13 protein-coding genes are annotated in these 18,432 nt (G+C 65.3%); 4 read left to right on the top strand and 9 right to left on the bottom strand.

The genetic code is table 11. The features are described from left to right. Positions 1–361: 361 nt before the first annotated feature. From OXF11_13255 to OXF11_13235, 5 genes are all read right to left on the bottom strand, one after another. Positions 362–1,936: a UbiD family decarboxylase gene (locus OXF11_13255; GenBank protein ID MCY4488063.1), complete on the bottom strand. Its 1,575-nt coding sequence runs from the start codon at positions 1,934–1,936 to the stop codon at positions 362–364. A gap of 223 nt (positions 1,937–2,159) precedes the next feature. Then, the gene (locus tag OXF11_13250; GenBank protein ID MCY4488062.1) at positions 2,160–3,521 is read right to left on the bottom strand and encodes an MFS transporter; all 1,362 of its coding nucleotides are present in this window, start codon (positions 3,519–3,521) and stop codon (positions 2,160–2,162) included. Beyond that, positions 3,488–4,780, bottom strand: coding sequence for an MFS transporter (locus OXF11_13245; GenBank protein ID MCY4488061.1), 1,293 nt, complete (start codon positions 4,778–4,780; stop codon positions 3,488–3,490). The genes OXF11_13250 and OXF11_13245 overlap by 34 nt, the downstream gene beginning before the upstream one ends. A gap of 46 nt (positions 4,781–4,826) precedes the next feature. Beyond that, positions 4,827–6,116 (bottom strand): MFS transporter, encoded by a 1,290-nt coding sequence (locus OXF11_13240; GenBank protein MCY4488060.1) that lies wholly within the window; start codon positions 6,114–6,116, stop codon positions 4,827–4,829. Between the two features lie 5 nt (positions 6,117–6,121). Next, the gene (locus tag OXF11_13235; protein MCY4488059.1) at positions 6,122–7,405 is read right to left on the bottom strand and encodes an LLM class F420-dependent oxidoreductase; all 1,284 of its coding nucleotides are present in this window, start codon (positions 7,403–7,405) and stop codon (positions 6,122–6,124) included. Here OXF11_13235 and OXF11_13230 point away from each other — a divergent pair. The 4 genes from OXF11_13230 (at position 7,355) to OXF11_13215 (ending at position 12,116) form a co-directional block, all read left to right on the top strand. After that, positions 7,355–8,272 (top strand): DUF1932 domain-containing protein, encoded by a 918-nt coding sequence (locus tag OXF11_13230; protein ID MCY4488058.1) that lies wholly within the window; start codon positions 7,355–7,357, stop codon positions 8,270–8,272. The genes OXF11_13235 and OXF11_13230 overlap by 51 nt on opposite strands. Before the next feature lie 153 nt (positions 8,273–8,425). Beyond that, the gene (locus OXF11_13225) at positions 8,426–10,195 is read left to right on the top strand and encodes a thiamine pyrophosphate-binding protein (GenBank protein MCY4488057.1); all 1,770 of its coding nucleotides are present in this window, start codon (positions 8,426–8,428) and stop codon (positions 10,193–10,195) included. A gap of 100 nt (positions 10,196–10,295) precedes the next feature. Continuing rightward, positions 10,296–11,111, top strand: coding sequence for a transglutaminase-like domain-containing protein (locus OXF11_13220; protein MCY4488056.1), 816 nt, complete (start codon positions 10,296–10,298; stop codon positions 11,109–11,111). A 24-nt stretch (positions 11,112–11,135) separates the two neighbouring features. Beyond that, a complete protein-coding gene (locus OXF11_13215) occupies positions 11,136–12,116 on the top strand; it encodes a molybdopterin guanine dinucleotide synthesis (GenBank protein ID MCY4488055.1) in 981 nt (326 codons plus the stop codon). Positions 12,117–12,255: 139 nt separating this feature from the next. Here OXF11_13215 and OXF11_13210 read toward each other — a convergent pair whose 3' ends face one another. From OXF11_13210 to OXF11_13195, 4 genes are all read right to left on the bottom strand, one after another. Further along, entirely contained in the window at positions 12,256–13,023 is a 768-nt protein-coding gene (locus tag OXF11_13210) for a hypothetical protein (GenBank protein ID MCY4488054.1), read from the bottom strand. 7 nt (positions 13,024–13,030) lie between these two features. Further along, positions 13,031–14,302, bottom strand: coding sequence for a hypothetical protein (locus OXF11_13205; protein MCY4488053.1), 1,272 nt, complete (start codon positions 14,300–14,302; stop codon positions 13,031–13,033). Between the two features lie 12 nt (positions 14,303–14,314). After that, on the bottom strand, positions 14,315–15,268 hold the full coding sequence (locus tag OXF11_13200) for a hypothetical protein (GenBank protein MCY4488052.1): 954 nt from the start codon (positions 15,266–15,268) through the stop codon (positions 14,315–14,317). 988 nt (positions 15,269–16,256) lie between these two features. Continuing rightward, positions 16,257–18,284, bottom strand: a complete 2,028-nt coding sequence (locus tag OXF11_13195) for a DUF4070 domain-containing protein (GenBank protein ID MCY4488051.1) — start codon at positions 18,282–18,284, stop codon at positions 16,257–16,259. Between the last annotated feature and the right edge of the window lie 148 nt (positions 18,285–18,432).

The following is an 18,432-nucleotide window of genomic DNA, read 5'->3' as shown; positions in this document are numbered from 1 at the left end:
CTTCGCTACGCCTGTCCTAAGCGTTGTCGAAGGGCGGTTGGTGGGCGGGAGTCGTCCGGTCGAAAAGCAAAGCAATCTGTCATTCCTGCGGAACAGGCTGTGTCAAACCGCCATCTGAGAGAGGCAGCAACCCCCTGAATCGTCATTCCCGCGAAAGCGGGAATCCAGGGGTGGCGAGGTGGGGAAACGCCGCCGTAGCGCCCCACCACCGCCCCTGGATTCCCGCTTTCGCGGGAATGACGTTCTGTTACGTAATTGCCTCTCTCAGATGGCGTTTTGACACAGCCTGTTCCGTGGGAATGACGGATGAGTGCACCAAAAAAAGGGCGGCCACCAGGGCCGCCCTTTAGGTCGGTTCGAGTTACCGGCCGGTGCGGGCCAGGGAGTGCACCCAGCCCTGCATCCGGGACTTCGCGTTGGCGATGTCCTTGTCGCTGAAGAAGTTCTTGAGGTCCACCTTATCCACCGCGTAAACCGGGCGCAGGAAGTCGCTCTCATAGCCGAAGGGCACGGTGGCGTCGATGCCCATGCCGCCCTCGAACACGGTGTTGGACGCGGTCCACTGCTGGTCGCCGGCGGTCATGCGCTCGGCCGGCATGAAGGTCTGGCCGCGTCCGCCGGGGATCGGGTTCAGGATGTCGGTCCTGGGGTTCACCCGGGTGGTGAGGCACCACATGATGTCGTCCATGTCGTAGATGTCGGTGTCCTCGCTGGCCGCGACCACCAGGCGGGAGCCCTGGGAGGTGGACAGGATGGCGGACATGAAGTTCCGCTGCCAGCCCTCCTCGATGCGGTTGCGCTTCTTCACCTGAATGATGGCGCCGCCCCAGTCGGTCATGCAGTAGGGGATGTTGACGTCCTGGATGATGCCGGGCTGCATGCGCTCGCACAGGAGGTACATGCACGCCTCGCGCACGGTGGTGTCGATGTTGTGGTCGTCCAGGGTGTGCACGCCCAGCGGGAAGATGATGGGCTTGCCCTCGCGTGCGCGCGTGGTCACCGCGGTCACGTGGAAGGTGGGCGCCTTGTAGGCCTTGCCCATGTAGCCGGCCCACTCCGGATGGAAGTGGTAGCGGCCCTGGATGTCGGCCTTCTCGGACTCTTCGGTCTCGTAGCGCCGGTCGCGCGGGTTTACGTAACCCTCCAGCACCACCTCGCAGTCGGCCAGCGCCAGCGCGTCCACGGTCTTGGCCTTCACCACCCGGACCGGCGAGCCCTGCACGGCACCGGCCACGCCCAGCTCGTCGCAGCCCTGGGGCAGCACGACATAGTCGAAGCCGGCCCCGGCCAGCAGCGTGCATGAGGGCGGAACGCCGAAGCACATGGTGATGGGCACCGGCTTGTCGGCCTTGTAGTACTTGGACACCACCTGCCACATGTGCGATCCGGGCGAGATCTGGAAGGTGGCGACGTTGCCCCAGCGGAAGTTCATGCGGTTGTAGCCGAGGTCGGTGCCGCCGTCGAAGTGCTCGCCGGAGATGAGCCGGTTGCCCGAGCCCACCGTGAGCTCAGGCTCGTACTCGGTGTGGCGAATGGGCAGCATGTACTCGTTGACTTCCTTGGGATCCTTGATGATCTCCTCGTGGACCGGTGCCTCCTCCGAGCTCACCTCCAACGGCGGGATCTGGTTCTTGATGGCATCCGCGAGCTTGCGTGTGCGGTCGGTGTGGGTCTCCCACCCGAACATCTTGTTGATGACGCCCATGTCGCCGAACAGGTTCGTCACCGCTCGGTGATGCGGCTTGTCCTTGACGTTGTTGAACAGGATCGGACAGCCGCCGTCGAGGTTCTTCTGAATGGCGGTGATTTCAAGGTCGGGATCGACCTCCTTGTCCGTCTCGATCAGGTCGCCCTCGGCCTTGAGCCACTCGAGCGCGGTCCTCAGATCGTGGATCTGCTCGGCCGCGGGCCCCGTTTTCTTCGCTGGTTTCGCCATTTCCTACTCCTCTTGTGTGATTTACGGTTGTTTCGCGGCGAATGTTCGCCGCTCCCCGCGTGATGGTGGCCCCCCCGGGTCATCGGGGCTTGCCGATGACAGAAAACGCTTCCTCAAGTCTACAAAAGGAACTCGTCGAACGGGGTAATGCACTCACGAGCGGAGTTCGACAACATTAGCCAAAGGATTTGGCCGTGTCAACCTGTGAAGGTCTCCTCCGACCTCACGCCGGATCGGGCCGAGACCGCCGCCTCCAGGCCAGCGCGGCGCAGATGCTGGCGTAGATGACCACCAGGCACAGCAGCTCAAGGACCCACGCGTACCGATAGGAGCCCGTCAGGTCGTAGGCGAACCCGCCGAACCAGGTGCCGAGGGCCGCCCCCAAGCCGAAGGTGACCTCCAGGAGTCCGACGATCATGGCCACGTTCCGGCCCCAGAAGATGTCGGCGATGGTGGAGGCGTAGACCGGGTTGCTGGCGCTGTGGCCCAGCCCGTAGAGGAGAGCGAATGCCACGGACCACCAACCGGGGGTATCGGCGCCGAGGACCATGAGAAGGCCGACGCCGGCCATGCCCATGAGCGTGGCAAGGCCCAGGGCGCGCTCGCGGCCGATGCGGTCCGAGGCAAAGCCCCAGATGGCGGTACCGGGAATCCGCGCCACCCCCACCAGGCCGAACGCCGAGGCCGCGGCGAGCTTGTCCAGCCCGGCATGGATCAGATGGGCGACCGCGTGCGTATACACCAGCGAAATTCCCGTGCCGACCGCAAGGTGGCCCACGGCGATGGACCAGAAGGGCAAGGAGGACAGCGTCTGCTTCAGCGTCCAGTCCCGATGGCCCGCGTCCCGTGCCGACCGCGTGGCGGCCGCCGCGTCGCGCGCCTGCGCTTCGATGAAGCCGCCGTCCGGAAGCTGACCGATGTCCTCCGGCCGGCGCCGCTGCAGCAGCGCGTTGAGCGGCACGTGGGCTACCAGGATGGCCACCCCCAGCAGCATCATGGCGCCGCGCCAGCCGTAGCCGGTGATGAGAATCTGCACGCCGGGCACGATCACGATGCCCACGCCAAGCCCCATGGCTGCGAGGCCGATGGCGGTGGCCCGGCGCCTGTGGAACCAGTGGGCCAGCACGGCGGTGGTGCCGACGAAGTCGATGCAGCCGATGCCGAACCCCGCCAGCAGGCCGTAGCAGAGGTAGAACTGCCACAGCGATTCACCGCCGGACGCCAGCACGAGCCCGATGCCGACGAGGCCCAGGCCCAGGGGCATGACGATACGCGGTCCGAGCCGGTCGAAGGCCCAACCCGCCACCGGCGCCATGGCGCTGTAGACGACGCCGTTCACCGAGGCGATGGTGGCGGTGGTGGCGCGCGACCACCGGAATGCCTCCAGCAACGCGACGTTGAACACGCTGAACCCGGCCATGAGGCCGCCCACCACCACCAGGTTGAGGAAGCACATGGCGACGATGACGTAGCCGTAGAAGAAGGGGCGGCGCGGCATGGAGTTTGCCGGATGGGTCGGCCGGGGGTTGTCCCGTGTGCCGTCCTGCTGGTTCACCGCGTCTCGTGGCGGGTCCGCCGTTTCCACATCATGCTCACCTGGATGCTCACGTACATCAGCGTATACGACAGCAGCGCCAGCATCCAGGCGTAACGGTACGAGCCCGTGACATCGAAGGCGAGTCCGCCGAACCAGGGTCCGATCGCGATCCCGATGCCGTAAAAGATCTCCAGGAGGCCGATGATGGTGGCGACGTGCCGTCCCCAGAAAATATCGGTGAGGGTGGCGCCGAAGGTGGGGTTGGCGGCGCTGTGACCGACGCCGTAGAGGACGGCGAAGCCCACGAACCACCACGCGGGGGCCTCGGGGTCCGGGAACATGAGCAGTCCGATGCCGGCGAGGGCCATGACGGTAGCGATGACATAGGCACGATCACGCCCCAGACGGTCCGAGACAAAGCCCCAGAAGGGCGTTCCGGGAATCCGCACCAGCCCCGCCACGCCGAAGACCGTGGCGGCGGCGAGCTTGTCGAGGCCCACGTGGACCATGTGGGCCACGGTGTGGGTATGCATGAGCGACACGGCGATGCCGGCCGCCAGATGGCCCACGGCCATGGACCAGAAGGGAAACGAGCACACCGCCGTGGCCGGCGTCCAGTCGTGGCGGGTCTGCACCGCGGCGGGGGGCCCGGATGCCGGCGGGGTCCCCCGAGTGACCGCGTCCCGAGTGTTGGCTTCGACCCATGCGCCGTCCGGGAGCTGCCCGATGTCCTCGGGCCGGCGCCGCTGGAGCAACGCGTTCAGCGGCACCTGAGACGCCAGCAAGACGGCCCCCAGCAGCACCATCGCGGCGCGCCAGCCATAGCGGGTGACGAGGAACTGCACGCCCGGCACGATCACGATGCCGACGCCCAGGCCCACGGCGGCGAAGCCGATGGCGGTGGCCCGGTTCCGGCGGAACCAGTGGGACAGCAAGGTGGTGGTGCCGACGAAGTCGAGGCAGATGAGGCCGAGACCCGCCAGGAGCCCGTACCAGAGGTAGAACTGCCACAGCGCCGTGCTCCCTCCCGCCAGCATGAGCCCGGTGCCGATCAGCAGCCCGCCGAGGGGCATGACGACGCGCGGCCCCAACCGGTCGTAGGTCCATCCCACCAGCGGTGCCAGGGCGATGACCGCGATGCCGTTTACCGACGCAATGCCCGCGGTGGTGGCGCGAGACCACTGGAACGCCTCCAGCAGCGCGATGTTGAACACGCCGAACGACGCCATGAAGCCCCCCGCCAGCACCAGGTTGAAGAAGCAGAGGGCGACGATGACGTAACCGTAGAAGAAGGGGCGTCGAAGCATGGCATCCGGGCCGGTTGCGAGGCCGCTCTCCGGCTCGCCGGCCGACTCACCGCGTCTCGTGGCGGGACCGCCGCTTCCACACGATGCACACCTGGATGCTCAGATAGGCCACCGTGAAGGATATCAGTCCCAGGACCCAGGCGTACTGGTAGGACCCGTTCACGTCGAACGCATAGCCGCCGAACCACGATCCCAGGGCCACGCCGATGCCGAAGGTGATCTCGAGCCACCCGAAGATGGTCCCGACGTTCTTTCCGCCGAAGATGTCCGCGATGGTGGAGCCGAAGGTCGGGTTGCCGGAGCTGTGCCCGACGCCGTAGAGGATCGCGAAGGCCACGAACCACCATGCCGGGGCGTCGGCGCTCAGGGCCATGAGGACCCCGATCCCGCCGAGGGTGAAAACGGTGCCGAGGCGGTAGGCGCGGTCGCGCCCGAGGCGGTCCGAGATGAACCCCCAAATGGCCGTGCTCGGAATTCGCGCCACTCCCACCAGGCTGAAGGCGTTGGCGGCCAGTTGCTTCGCCAGTCCGACGTGAACCAGGTGCGCCACCGCGTGGGTGTACATGAGCGCAAGCCCGGTGCCGAGCCCCAGGTGGCCCACGGCGATGGCCCAGAACGGAAACGAGCCGAACGCGTCCATCAGCGTCCAGTCCCGCTCCGGCACGACCTCCCGCACAACCTCTTCGGCAGCGCTCTCCCCTGGCGTCGGGGGTTGGTCCACGGCTCCCATCGAGTCGCCGTCCGGAAGCTGGCCGATGTCCTCGGGCCGGCGTCTCTGGAACAGGGCGTTAAGAGGCACGACCGTTGCCAGCACCACCACTCCCAACAACACCATGGCGACGCGCCAGCCGTAGCCGGTGATCACCGCCTGCACCACGGGTACCACCAGGATGCCGAAGCCCAGCCCCATGGTGGCGACGCCGATGGCCGCGCCCCGCCGGCGCCGAAACCAGTGGGACAGCAGGGCCGTGTTGCTGACGAAGCCGATGCAGCCGATGCCGAGCCCCACGAGCAGGCCGAAGCCGATGTAGAAGTGCCAGAGGGTTGTGCTTACGCCCGACACCAGCAACCCGGCGCCGATGAGGGCGCCGCCGACAGGCATGAGGACGCGCGGCCCCACCCGGTCGTAGGCCCAACCCACCAGCGGTGAGGAGAAGCTGTAGAAAATGCCGTTCACCGAGGCGATGGTGCCGGTGGCGGCCCGCGACCACCGGAACGTTTCCAGCAGTGCGATGTTGAAGACGCTGAAGGAGGCCAGGATGCCCCGCAACAGCACCATGTTGAACAGGCACAGGGCGACGATGACGTAGCCGTAGAAGAAGGGGCGGCGGGCCATGGGATTCAGGCCTGGAGGTGCGGCAGAGTCTCCTCGGCGAACTGCTGCATCTGCTCCAGACGGTCGGGCCAGCGCGGCACCATGAACTGCAGCGCCAGGTGCTCCACGCCGGCGTCGCGGTAGCGCGCGATGGCTTCCACGAGCTGGGCCGGGGTGCCCGCGAGACGGTCCGGTTCCTGCGCCACGGGTTCGCGCGTCACCTCCACGGGGAGGCAGCAGTTCAGGTGCAGGCTCTCGGGGTCGCGCCCGGCCGCGGTCGCGTGGCGCCGGGCGTTGTCGAAGCGCCGGGCCAATTCGCCGGGCTCGATACGCACGAAGTAGGGAAACCATGCGTCGCCGTGGCGGCCGGCGCGCCGCTGGGCGTGCTCGCCTTCGCCGCCGACCCAGATGGGGATGCCTCCGGCACGGGTGGGTTTGGGCAGGAAGGCGATGTCCTCGAACTCGTAGAAGCGGCCGGAGAAGCTCGCGTGCTCGGCGCTCCAGAGTTCCTTGAGCACCTTCAACTGTTCGTCGGTGCGGCGCCCCCGGTCCTTGAACGGCGCCTGGAGCGCGCGGAATTCCTCCTCCATCCAGCCCACGCCCACTCCCAGGATGAAGCGCCCGTTGGACAGATGGTCCAGGGTGACCGCGATCTTGGCCCACACCAGGGGCTGGCGGTACGGCAGAACCAGAACGCTGATGCCGAGTTCGACGCGGCTCGTGCACGCGGCCAGAAACGTCAGGCAGGTGAGAGAGTCGAGAAAGGGGCGGTCCGGCGGCACGATGAACGCCCCGCCCCGGGCGTAGGGATAGTGTGTGTCGATGCGCCAGGGGATGATGATGCGGTCCGCCGCCCAGATGGAGTCGAAGCCCCACGCCTCCGCGTTCTGGGCTGCCTGACGCAAGGTCTCGGGAGTGGCAGCGCGTCCCGAGATGGGCAGAAAAACACCGGTTTTCGTGGTGCGGCTCCGTTTCGGTGAACTGGGTCGTCCTTCGACTGCGCTACGCTCAGGACGAACGGTTGCGAGCCGATCTTCCGTTCGTCCTGAGCGTAGCGCAGTCGAAGGACGCCATGGATGCTGGCGATAGATTGGAGTTTCCTTAGTAGCCGGACCTCGCGAGGGTGTCAAATTCGGCCGCGGCGCGCCCGGTTGACGCAGGCCGGGCAAAGGGGCTATGGCTACGTTGCGCGCGGGTTGCGGACGCAGCGTTTCCGAACCCCGCAAGGCCCGCGCGGAAGAGCATCGGGGAGATCGACCGTGGAGTTCCGCCGCATCGGCATTCTCAACATCGGCGAGATGGGTTACCACTGGGCGCGCCTCCTGGCGGCGCGCGGGGCCGAGCCGCTGACCTGCGTCGCCGGCCGGAGCGAGGCCACCCGGCAGCGCTGCGACGAAGCTCCGGTGCGGCAGGTGGAGACCCTGGAACGGCTCGTCGAGGAAGCCGATCTGGTCGTGTCCATCGTGGTGCCGTCGGCGGCCCTGGAGGTGGCGCGGTCGGTGGCGCACGCGGTCGCGGCGGTGAAGCGCCAAGGGCTCCCGTTCCTCGAAGCCAACGCCATCTCGCCCATGACCGCCGACGCCGCGCGCGCCGAGCTGGAAGGCGGTGGCGGCGTGTACGTGGATGGCTGCATCATCGGCAGCGCACGGCGGCTGGAAAAGGCCGCGGTGTACGTCTCCGGCCCGGAGGCGGAGCGGCTGGTGCCGCTACGGGAACTGGGGCTGCCGATCCGCGTGCTGGGGGACGGCGCGACCCAGGCGTCGGCCTTCAAGGTCGTGTACGCTGGGTTCACCAAGGGGCTCGCGGGTCTCCTGACCGAGCTTCTGGCCGGGGCGCGCAAGCTGGGTCTTCTGGAACAGATCCTGGAGCGCTACGAGGAGAGCTTCCCGGGACTGCCGGGCAAGGCGAGCGGCTCCATCACGTCGTTGCGGCTGCACGCGGCGCGGCGCGGCGAGGAGATGGCCGAGTTGGCGGACACCTTCCGACACGTGGGCCTGGAGCCGGTGGTGACGCCGGCCATCGAGCGGCTCTTGAAGGCCGTCGCGGCGGCGGAGCAAGAGCACAGGCCAAGGGACCGGGACGACGTGGGGTCGTTGCCGGAGACCGTGGAGGGATTCGTGGAACACGGGCTGCTGGCCGCGGGTGTCGAAGGCGGCGGCGAGGGGAAGGACAGGTAAACCCAACGACCGCGGGTTGCCTGATCCCACCGGCAAGGAGTGGAGAGCGGGCTCGCGGGAGATCCACGCTGTTGGCGCGGCGCCGCGAGTGTGGCCCGTGGAGACACCAACAACGCAACAACACGGCGCACGCGCCGAGGGGAGAACACCGATATGGCAAAGGCCAGCAGGACGGAGAAGAAACAGGCCGAGTACGGATCCGACGTCGTCGTCGACATGCTCAAGGCCTTCGACATCGAGTACACGGCTTTCAACCCCGGGGCGAGCTTCCGCGGCATCCACGACTCCATCGTGAACTACGGCGGCAACCACCACCCGGAGGTGATCTTCTGCTGTCACGAAGAGATTTCGGTGGCCATGTCCCACGGTTACGCCAAGGCCACGGGCAAGCCCATGGTGGCGATCCTGCATGACGTGGTGGGCCTCCAGCACGGCAGCATGGGCATCTTCAACGCGTGGTGCGACCGGGTGCCGGTGATCTGTCTCGGCGGCACCGGCCCGGTGGACACCACCATCCGCCGTCCCTGGATCGACTGGATCCACACCGCGCTGACCCAGGGCAACCAGGTGCGCGACTACACCAAGTGGGACGACCAGCCGGCCACGCTCGAGAGCATCCCGGAATCGTTCATCCGCGGCTACCGCCTGGCGGTCACGGAGCCCACCGCGCCGGTCTACATCAACTACGACGCCGGCCTCCAGGAAATGGCCATGTCCAAGCAGATCGAGATCCCGGACGTGAGCCGGTTCGCGCCCCAGGCCCCGATGCAGGGGAACCCGGACGCCATGCGCCGGGCGGCGGAGCTGCTGGTGGGCGCCAAGGCACCGCTCATCATCGCCGACTTCATGGGGCGCAAACCCGCGGCGCTGGCGCCCCTGGCCGAGCTGGCGGAGCTGCTGGCGATCCCGGTCATCGACAAGGGCAACCGCCACAACATCGCCAACACCCATCCGCTGGACGTGACCAACGTCTCCGGCGAGTTCGTGAAGAAGGCCGACGTGGTGCTGGCCCTGGATGTGCAGGACCTCTACGGTTCGCTCACGACCGTGGACCGCACCACCCGCGAGATGGGCTACGTGATCCAGCCCAGCACCAAGATCATCCACATCAACCTGAACGACATGCTGGTGCACAGTTGGGCCACCGACGTGCAGCCGCTGCAGCCGGTGGACGTGCCCATCAGCGCCGACACCGCCATCGCCCTGCCCGAGTTGACGCGGCTGTGCCGCGAGCTCATGGGCCGGGACAAAACGGGCATCGAGGCCCGCGCCAAGGAGGTCCAGGCGGTGCACGATGCGGCGCGCGCCCGCTGGCAGGAAGAAGCGCGCCAGACCCTGACGCGCAACGACATCTCTACGGCGTGCCTGGCCTACGAGCTGGGCGAGACGATCAAGCGCGAGGACTGGGTGCTGGCCAACGGCAGCGCCAACGGGTGGGCGCGGAAGCTCTGGGACTGGACCAAGCCGGGTCAGTACCTGGGACGAAGCGGCGGCGCCGGCGTGGGCTACGGCATGAGCGCGGCCCTCGGCGTGGCGCTGGGCCACATGAAGACGGACAAGTTCTGCGTCGACATCCAGTCGGACGGCGACCTGTTGATGACGTCGAGCGCGTTGTGGACGGCGGCGCACCACAAGATCCCGCTGCTCATCATCATCCACAACAACCAGTCCTTCTACAACTCGGAAGAGCACGGCATCAAGCTGGCGGAGTTCCGCAATCGCCCGGTGGAGAACGCCGGCATCGGCACCCACGTGAGCGATCCTTTCGTGGACTACTCAAAGATGGCCGAGTGCTTCGGAGTGTGGGGCGAAGGCCCCATCCGCACGCCCGCGGAGTTGGGCCTCGCTTTGGAGCGGGCCTACAAGGTGGTGAAGGAGCAACGGCTGCCGGCCGTGGTGGACGTGGTATCCGAGCCGCGCTGACCGGGTTCGGCCTGGGGGATCGCCGGCCCGCCGGAGCGCGGGCCGGCGGCGTCCCCGCGCGGCGGAGAGGGAGCGCCGCGGTTTCACGCCGGAGGGAGACATGGACGAGAGCGCGCAGTACCAGGCTTTCGCCGCGGCGGTGTCCGCACCCGATATGGACTTGGCCCGCGTGGCCCTGACCATCGCCCTGCCCGAGTATCCCGACCTCGACATCCAGGAGTACCTGGGCCGCCTTGACCGGCTCGCCGAGAGGGTGAGGGAAGCGGCGGGCGTGGATGACAGCGCCTATCGGCGTCTCGCGTGCGTCGACTACGTGCTGTTCAAGCAGGAACGTTTCGAGGGTAACGAGGACGACTACTACGATCCCGAGAACAGCTTCCTCAACCGGGTCATGGCGCGCAAGCGCGGCATCCCCATCACGCTGTCGGCGCTGTACATGGAAGTGGCCCGGCGCGTCGGACTCGATGTCGGGGGGGTAGGTTTCCCTGGCCACTTCCTGGTGAAGGCTCAGTGCGACGGCCAGGAGATCCTCGTGGATCCCTTCCACGGCGGAGACATCCTCTCGCCGGCCGACCTCCAGGGCCTGCTCGACAAGCTCTACGGCGGCCGGCTGCAAGTCCAGCCGGAATATCTTTCCGCGGTGTCCGCCCGTCACATCGTCCAGCGCATGCTCAACAACATCAAGCTGATCTACGCCAACCGCCAGGACCTGACGCGCTGCCTCCGGGCGGTGGAGCAACTGGTGATCCTCAACCCCGACGACGCCGAGCAGGTGCGCGAACGGGGCCTGCTAAGGCTGCGGCTGCGCGACGGCGCCGGCGCGCTGACCGACCTGGAGCGGTTCCTGGAGCTGGCGCCGGACTCCGGCAGCGCCGCCACGGTGCGCGAACAGATCGAACGGATCCGCAAGCACTGAGGGCGGGCGGTTCCAGGTTCCCAAGTGGCCGTTTCCAGGAAATCCCCGAGGCCGGCTCCACGCAAACCATCACCGCTCTTCCACACCCACGTCATCGTCGACTGGTCGGCGCGATCCAAGCCGAGTCCCGCGAAGCGCACCAAGGACGCAATCTGGTGGGCTGTCGCCCGTGTCGCCGGCGGCAGCGTATCGGTATGCGAACCCGAGTACGCGCGTACCCGCCACTGTGCCCTGCGCCGCCTCGCGCGTCTGATCGCGGAGGAACTCGACTCCGGCCGGCGCCCGCTGGTGGGGTTCGATTTCCCCTTCGGCTATCCGGAGGGTGTCGCCGCGCATCTGACGGGCAGGGCATGTGCCCTGGCCCTTTGGGATTGGCTGGCGGAACGCGTCGATGATCAACCCGACAACGACAACAAACGCTACGATGTTGCGGCCGAGATCAACGCGGCCTACCCGGGTTGCGGTCCGTGCTGGGGTCGCCCTGCCAAGTGGTCCTATCCGACCATCCCGGTGAAGGAATCGGAGCGCACCGAGAGGGAATGCCACCCGCCGGAACGCCGCTCCGCGGACAAATGCGCCAAGGGCTCGAAGACCGTTTGGCAATTGGCCTATACCGGCTCCGTCGGCTCGCAGGTCTTGCTCGGCCTGCCGGCGCTGAAGCAGTTGATGGAGGCCCGGTGCATCGCCGGCCGCGCCGTGGTCTGGCCGTTTCAAACGGGTCTCCGGACACCGGAGGCGCCGGCCGTGATAGCCGAGGTGTACCCTTCGTTGTTGAGGGATCAGGTCGGACAACGCAGGCGCGAGGGTGAAATCCTGGATTGTGCGCAAGTGCGGGTGAACGCGGAGGCGTTCGCGCGACTCGACGCGGTCGGGGGGTTGGCGCCGCTCTTCGGCGGCGCTCCGTGGCTCACGCCGGCCCAGCGCGGCGTCATCGAGACGGAGGAGGCGTGGATTCTCGGCCTCGGTCACGAAGTTGTGCTCAAAGGCGCATTGCTTGGGCCTTGACGGATAAACTCCCGACTCACCGGTACACCGAGAGAGTACGCGCGTTGTCCGATCTATCGAAAAGCCTTGACGTAGGCCCGCTGGAGCCGTTCCACGCGGGTCGCACTTCGCAACCAAGGACTTGATCGCAGCAGTGAAGTCATGTGGGACGGAGCATCCGTAGAAGTTCGTTGGCTCGACGTTCCAGCGAACCGGGACGGTAAGTTTCGTAGAGGTCGAGAATGTCGGAACCGAGCTCTTCCTGTATCCAGAAGAGATCCTGAATTTCGTTCGGAGACAGAGTCCTGGGCTGAAAACGAATCTCCTTGGCTTGCGCGTCGTATCGCCATCTATCCTGCAACGACACCACGGCACGTTCTGCCAGGCGAACCGCATCCTGAAGCAACGTCTCCCGTAGATGCATGTCAGCACTCGGCCGAGAGGCGGTCCGAAGCACGACAGGGAGTGGCAAGAGACTGGGTTCAGCGAGAACGAGCCCGAGACTCACGCAGAATGCCCGAACACTGTCTGAAACAGGAGTAGCCGACGCGAGGACTCGCCACCAATGCTCTTTGCCGAACCGATCGGGCTCCGCGTAAAAGAAGTCCAGGGTCTTTTCGTGGAACAACGCTGCATCAGCCTTGGTCACGCCCAAGGTCTGTGATTTGCATTCCACGACCAATAGGGTGCCGCCGCCTGCGGCACATGCGTCAAGCTCCTGTGCCACGCCGGACGCCGCCTGAACGCCGAAGAGGGTCGTCGAGCCAGCGCGTTGGCGGTTGGGTAATCCAGGGCGCCGCAAGAGGTCGCCGATGGCTTGCTCCCAGGCTCGCCCGTCCACTGGCGACATGCGGGTGTCGAGAGCGGACCGGGCCAGGAGCCAGGAGTCCAGAGAGAACTCGGCCAGGATATCGAGATCGTGCGGCATGATCCCGTCATCGTGTGCCGAGAAGGAGATCGTCGATATCGCTTTCCTCGGGGCCGCTGCCGTCGTGGCTTCCAGGTTCAGGGTCAGCAGTGTCGGTTCCTGCAAAGAACTTGGACGCAAATTCGCCAGTTATGCGTGGCGCACCCTGCCCAGCGGCGAAGTCGAGCAGCTCTCTTGCACGGTTCAACAGTATTCCCACCCGACCCTCGGAGACCTCCCTGAGTACGGTGATCGCTCCGGTGTCGAAGGGAAGCAGATCGTCTTCAATCTGGCCCTCGCGTTGTTCCTCCAGGTACACGCGTAGCAGGTCCGACACCTGAGCGTCGTCCTTGAGTCCACGGAGCACTACAACAGATGCAACATTGCTGGGCGAGGTCTCGAATGGCGGTAGCCGATTCTCCACCCAGAATCGTTCAAGGACCTGTGCTGCACGGTGGTGGAACGTGAAAATGAAGTGGACCCTGTTGGCATAGGGAGGGCCTTCCAGCATGTCGCGGATGCGCCCGATCTCCCGAGAGCGCTTTGCAGCAGTGATGGTGCGAGTGGTTGCAAGATCTTCCAACTGGTCGATCATAAGATACAGGTGATCGATACCGGCTGCGGCGAGTGCAGCAAGGGCGAAGTCGAGATAGTGGAGTCCGTTGCGAAGACGGGCGGTCGCGGACACCGTCCCCAAGGCAACCTTCACCCCTTGAGATCCGTCGTTTGCAAAGGCGCTTACCACTTCGGGACGCAACGGCGGCGCAGTGCCGCAGATGTTGAGCCATGTATCAGTAACGCGACCGGAAAGACGGGCGGGGTCGGCAGTGCCCAGGTCTTCCACAATACGTGCCCTGGCCTGGTCGAGCACGGTCGTGCTCCCGGCCGCCGATCGGGTGAGATCGAGAGCCGCGTTGAAGAGCACCGGGTAAAGCCCGGACGCGTTGAGGTTGTTCAGATTGGAGAAGGCGGCCGCTATGGGGACCTGTTTGTCTGCGCGGATGCCCGCCTTCGTGAGGGTGTCGACACCCAGGTCGTGGTTGATCTCCTTCGTGATCTCACGCATCAAGGTCGTCTTGCCGAAACCGGTGTCCACGTGAGCGCCTTGCGACCAGAGGAACCCGATGTTTACGTTGCCGCGAACGGAGCCGCGGACGAGCTTCCGACGGAACTCCTGGGCCTCCTCACCGAACACGGTCGGGGAATAGGGGGCGTCTTGGGTGTTGATAGCTTCCGCCGGAAACGGATTGCCTTCCAGATTCCACGCTTCTTCCATGTGGTCGAGTGCGTCAACTGCCATAAGGGTCTCCTTTCAGATGTTTGGGGACTGGATTGTGATCTCGTATCGTCGATTGCCGCCGCGTCGATAGACAGGCTCCGATTCAGGCTGTCGTGTCGTCCCGAGGTGAAGCCAGAGTTGACTTTGTGGGTCAGGAACGGAGCCGGATGCCAGTCGCTCGATGACGAGGTCGACGAGAGCGCGTGTGACCTGACACTCGAAAGCGGCTTGTGCGCGGACGCGGTAGATTGGAAGATACGGTGCTCTAAGGCTGGTCTCTTCTGTGCCCGCCTGGGTGTTGTAGGCGGCGACGACTGCCTTGGCTACCGGGCGTTCATGGTTCCGTAGTGTCCTGCGCCGTATGCGGACATCGCCGTTGTCGCTGACGTCCGCGGCAAGCCAGATGATGTTCTGCCCCGTGAAGGCGGGAACGTACCGCGACTCGTCCAACAGCATCAGTTGCGAACCCCACTTCTTCATGACCTTCAGGTCGATAGCACCGATCGAAAGGCCACGGAGGCGAAGAGCGGCTTCGATGTAGGCGTCATTAAGCGCCTCAGCCATTTGCTTGTTCGTCGGGAGCCGCGCAGGCGTCCGCCCGAACCGCTGTCGCACAACGGCGACGATGGTTTCGCGGATTCGAACCTTTTGATCGTCGCAGGTCGTCTGGCGGGAAATTCGTTGGTTTGCGATCTCGACCCAATGTTCGGTGTCCTTGCCCGTGCGGCGTGATTCCTCGACTTCGCCTTCCGTGACCTCCGGGCAGCCGATCGGCCCGTCCCGCAGGGTGTCAATGAAGGCACGAAAGTAGCGATGGTTGCCGTATACGGAAGCAGCTATTCGGTCGCAGAAAGCCGCCACGTCTGTCTCGGCTTCCTCTGCGGCTAGAAGGCCCAGTTGAGTAAGGGTGTACTGACGGTGCCGATGCGCGTCCACGTATCGGCGTGACGAGGGGAGCGGCTGGCGCTCGACGAATCCAAGGCGCATGGCCTCATCCAGCACGTCACGCGTTGGCGACCAATACTGGTCTCGATCCCCCACGCGACTGGCGGTTCGCCGTCCCAGCCCTTGGGAATCCAGTCGGTCGACCGTCCCCGCATAACGCCGTCGAGCGTGCTCGAATGTTGATCCGTCGCGCAGGCCCGTCAACTGATCGCGCATATGGGGGACGATCTGTTGGAGCCGTGGTATGGTGTCTCGAACTTCTCGGGTCGGTGATCTCATGGCGCAATTATACACCAAGTCAGGTCTGTCGCAAGTCAGGACTGAGTACTGATTGTATTAGTACGGTAGCGCCGTGACCCCGTCTTGAGCCACAATGCGCCCGTGACCTGCCGATGAGAGAGAACTACGCGAAAAGGAGGTGCTGGAAGTGCCCGTATGGAAATTCTTTTGCAGGGAAAATCGCCATCCCGGCTTGTGGCAGTGCTGGTTGGAAAACAACTGCGTAGCCGTTGGGTGGCCTCCGCGGGAATTCCTGCTGGAGGGCCCTACGGAAAGCACGCCCTGGCAACGTGCGCGGGTTTGTCTGGCAGCGATTGAAGTGGGTCACCACATCGTCGTTCATCTGCCGGGGAGGCGTTTTGGCCGCGTTGGCGAGGTCACAGGCACAGCGATCGGAGACGGCGACTGGGAGCCGCTCGTTCCCCCGGCAGATGCCCATCCCGATGGCGAAATGGGTCGTCGGGTCTTCGTCGAATGGGATGGCGCTGGTCCCGTTGACGGCGACTGGGTGGTTCAGGTTCCGCAGCAGGTAAGGTTCCCCACCCGGGACGCGGTCAGGAGGATAAGGACGCTTACTTGGCCCGAAATCCTCCAAGTGATGGATGATCAGGAGAATTGGGTAGGGTTGTAGAGAAAGTACTTCGAGGACTGGCTTTCGTCGGAGTCCTCAAAGTGGCCGCACGCCTGCATGCTCGTAAAGAGCGTGGCGAGGGCGTTAAAGGAAAGCCGGCAATCAGCCGGGGGTCTACTTCTACTGGAACGCTCTGACGTACGCCCGCTGCACCCTCTCTACCCGGCCCGTGTACAGCAGGCCGAGGCGGGCGAACGCTTCCAGGGCGGCGCCGTCTCCCTGGTCCATGGGGAAGTGGATCACCTTGCGGAAGCGCTTGATTTCCTTCTGGGACTCCTCGGTCAGGTGCTCCACCGCCTGTTGCAACTCCTCGCGGCCCTTGAGCATCTTGTTGAGGATGGGCAGCACCAGCACGTCGGCCTTGTCCTGGATGCGTGACAGGGCGGCGCTCGCCACCGGCACCACGTCGATGCCGAGGTCGGAGAGGAAGTGGCTCAGCCGCTGCCCCACCTGGTCCTTGAGGAACGCCTCCGGCACCGCCACGGCGTGGCGCAGCCGGCGCCGCATCCACACCCAGCGCATGGCGCCGGGGTAGACTTCCCGTTTCAGCTTTCTCAGGTATTCCTTGCTCAGCTCGCCCCAGGTCTGCTCCACCGTGGCGCTTTCCACGAACGGCCCGCCGGCCACCGTCTCGGGGTCGCCGTGGGCCTTGTCCACGTAGTCGTGGAAGTGTTTTTCCGAGATCATGTAGCTGATGGCGTAGTCCAGCTTCTCGAAGCTGGGGTGGGGCCACATGATCTGCCGCAGGGTCTTCAGGAAGAAGCGGCGCCGGACGCTGTCGGTGGTGAAGATGTAGTGCCGGAAAGTGTTGGTCAGGATCCCGAGGACCTCCCGATTGATCTTGCTTCCCCGGCCCCGGCGCACGTACTCCGGCCGGAATGCCCTCACCCCGGTGGCCAGCCGCGCGCCGTAGTTTTCGTACTTGTAGAGGCTCCGGATCAGCCAGTTGTAGCCCTGCTGGACCTGCTCGACGGTCATCAGCTTGGGAACGAAGTTCAGGTCGGCGGAGCCGTGCCCCTTCATCTGCGCGGAGTCGTAGGGGATCAGCCGGCCTTCCTTCTCCAGGCGCTCGTAAAGGGGCGTCTTCTCGATGGCCGTCAGCACGCCGCTGGTGGTAAAGGCGATGCCGGCCTCCTGGAGAAAATCGAACTGCTCCTTGAAGATGTCCGTGTCGTCGTTGTCGAAGCCGACGATCATGCCCGCCAGGATCGCCATGTTGTGGGACTGGATCTTGCGGATGCTCTCCATCAGCGGCGAGGTGGTGTTCTGCCGCTTCTGGGTCTCGTTGAGGCTCGCCACCCGCGGCGACTCGATGCCGAGGAACATGCTCGTGAAGTTGGCGTCGTGCAGCAACTGGAGCAGCCTGGGCTTCTCCGCCACGTTGATGGTCATCTCGGCAGAAAAGTTGATCGGGTAGTTGTTTTCACGGCCGTACTCCGCCACCGCGGTGAGCAACTCCTCGGCGTAGCGCATGTTGCCGATGAGGTTGGCGTCCGAGAAACTGATGTGTATGCCGCCGACGGACTCCACCGCCCGGATCTCCGCCAGCACCTGCTCCACGCTCTTGGTGCGCGGCACCCGTCCGTCGGTAATGATGATGTCGCAGAACTCGCACTTGAAGGGACAGCCCCGAGTGGTCTGCAGGAAGTAGTAGAGGTAGTCTTCACGGGAAGCCAGGTCCACCCGCGGCACCGGCGAGAGCGAAATGTCGACGTTGCCCTCCTGCTTGTAGAGTGGCTTGCAAGTGCCGGTCCGGAGGTCGTCGCAGAACTGCGGCCAGGTGATCTCCACTTCGCCGTCGAAGACCACGTCGAACAGCCCGTCGGTGAAGCGCTCGGGACACAGGGAGGGGTACGGACCGCCCGCCACCACCATCTTCCCGCGCTTCCGAAACGCTTCCGCGATATGCCGGGCGCGGCCGTACTGGATGCTCCAGCAGGCAATCGCGACCACGTCGGCGTCGGTATCGAATTTCAGCGGCCTGACGTTCTCGTCCTGAAGCTCGACGTCGAAGTCCGGCGGCGTCAGGGCGGCTACGGTGAGGATGCCCAGCGGTGTCTGCGCACAACGCTGCGGCAGGATGTCCGTTATGCCGGTGAGGCGCCACAGAGAGTTCGGGAAGCGCGGATTCACAAACAGGATCTTCATGGCGTGGAACTCCTCATCGAGTGCTCGTCGAGTCCTCATCGAGTCGGGGTTGTCCCCGTCCGCGGGTTCCCTTTTTGTTCCCGGGGCGGTTTAGTGATAACCTTCCCCGGTAGAGGTCGCCGCGACGGACAATAGACCGCATTTACGC

It is taken from the genome of Deltaproteobacteria bacterium, from assembly GCA_026712905.1.
GTDB lineage: Bacteria > Desulfobacterota > Binatia > UBA9968 > JAJDTQ01 > JAJDTQ01.
Note: the sequence above shows the minus strand (reverse complement) of the source record. Positions and strands in the feature narration are given on the sequence as shown.

What these genes read in the sequence shown, in the direction of transcription:
- OXF11_13210 (MCY4488054.1), bottom strand. Translation starts at nt 13,023, where the DNA reads ATGCCGCACGATCTCGATATCCTGGCCGAGTTCTCTCTGGACTCCTGG.
- OXF11_13205 (MCY4488053.1), bottom strand. Translation starts at nt 14,302, where the DNA reads ATGGCAGTTGACGCACTCGACCACATGGAAGAAGCGTGGAATCTGGAA.
- OXF11_13195 (MCY4488051.1), bottom strand. Translation starts at nt 18,284, where the DNA reads ATGAAGATCCTGTTTGTGAATCCGCGCTTCCCGAACTCTCTGTGGCGC.
- OXF11_13220 (MCY4488056.1), top strand. Translation starts at nt 10,296, where the DNA reads ATGGACGAGAGCGCGCAGTACCAGGCTTTCGCCGCGGCGGTGTCCGCA.
- OXF11_13200 (MCY4488052.1), bottom strand. Translation starts at nt 15,268, where the DNA reads ATGCGCCTTGGATTCGTCGAGCGCCAGCCGCTCCCCTCGTCACGCCGA.
- OXF11_13240 (MCY4488060.1), bottom strand. Translation starts at nt 6,116, where the DNA reads ATGGCCCGCCGCCCCTTCTTCTACGGCTACGTCATCGTCGCCCTGTGC.
- OXF11_13225 (MCY4488057.1), top strand. Translation starts at nt 8,426, where the DNA reads ATGGCAAAGGCCAGCAGGACGGAGAAGAAACAGGCCGAGTACGGATCC.
- OXF11_13255 (MCY4488063.1), bottom strand. Translation starts at nt 1,936, where the DNA reads ATGGCGAAACCAGCGAAGAAAACGGGGCCCGCGGCCGAGCAGATCCAC.
- OXF11_13245 (MCY4488061.1), bottom strand. Translation starts at nt 4,780, where the DNA reads ATGCTTCGACGCCCCTTCTTCTACGGTTACGTCATCGTCGCCCTCTGC.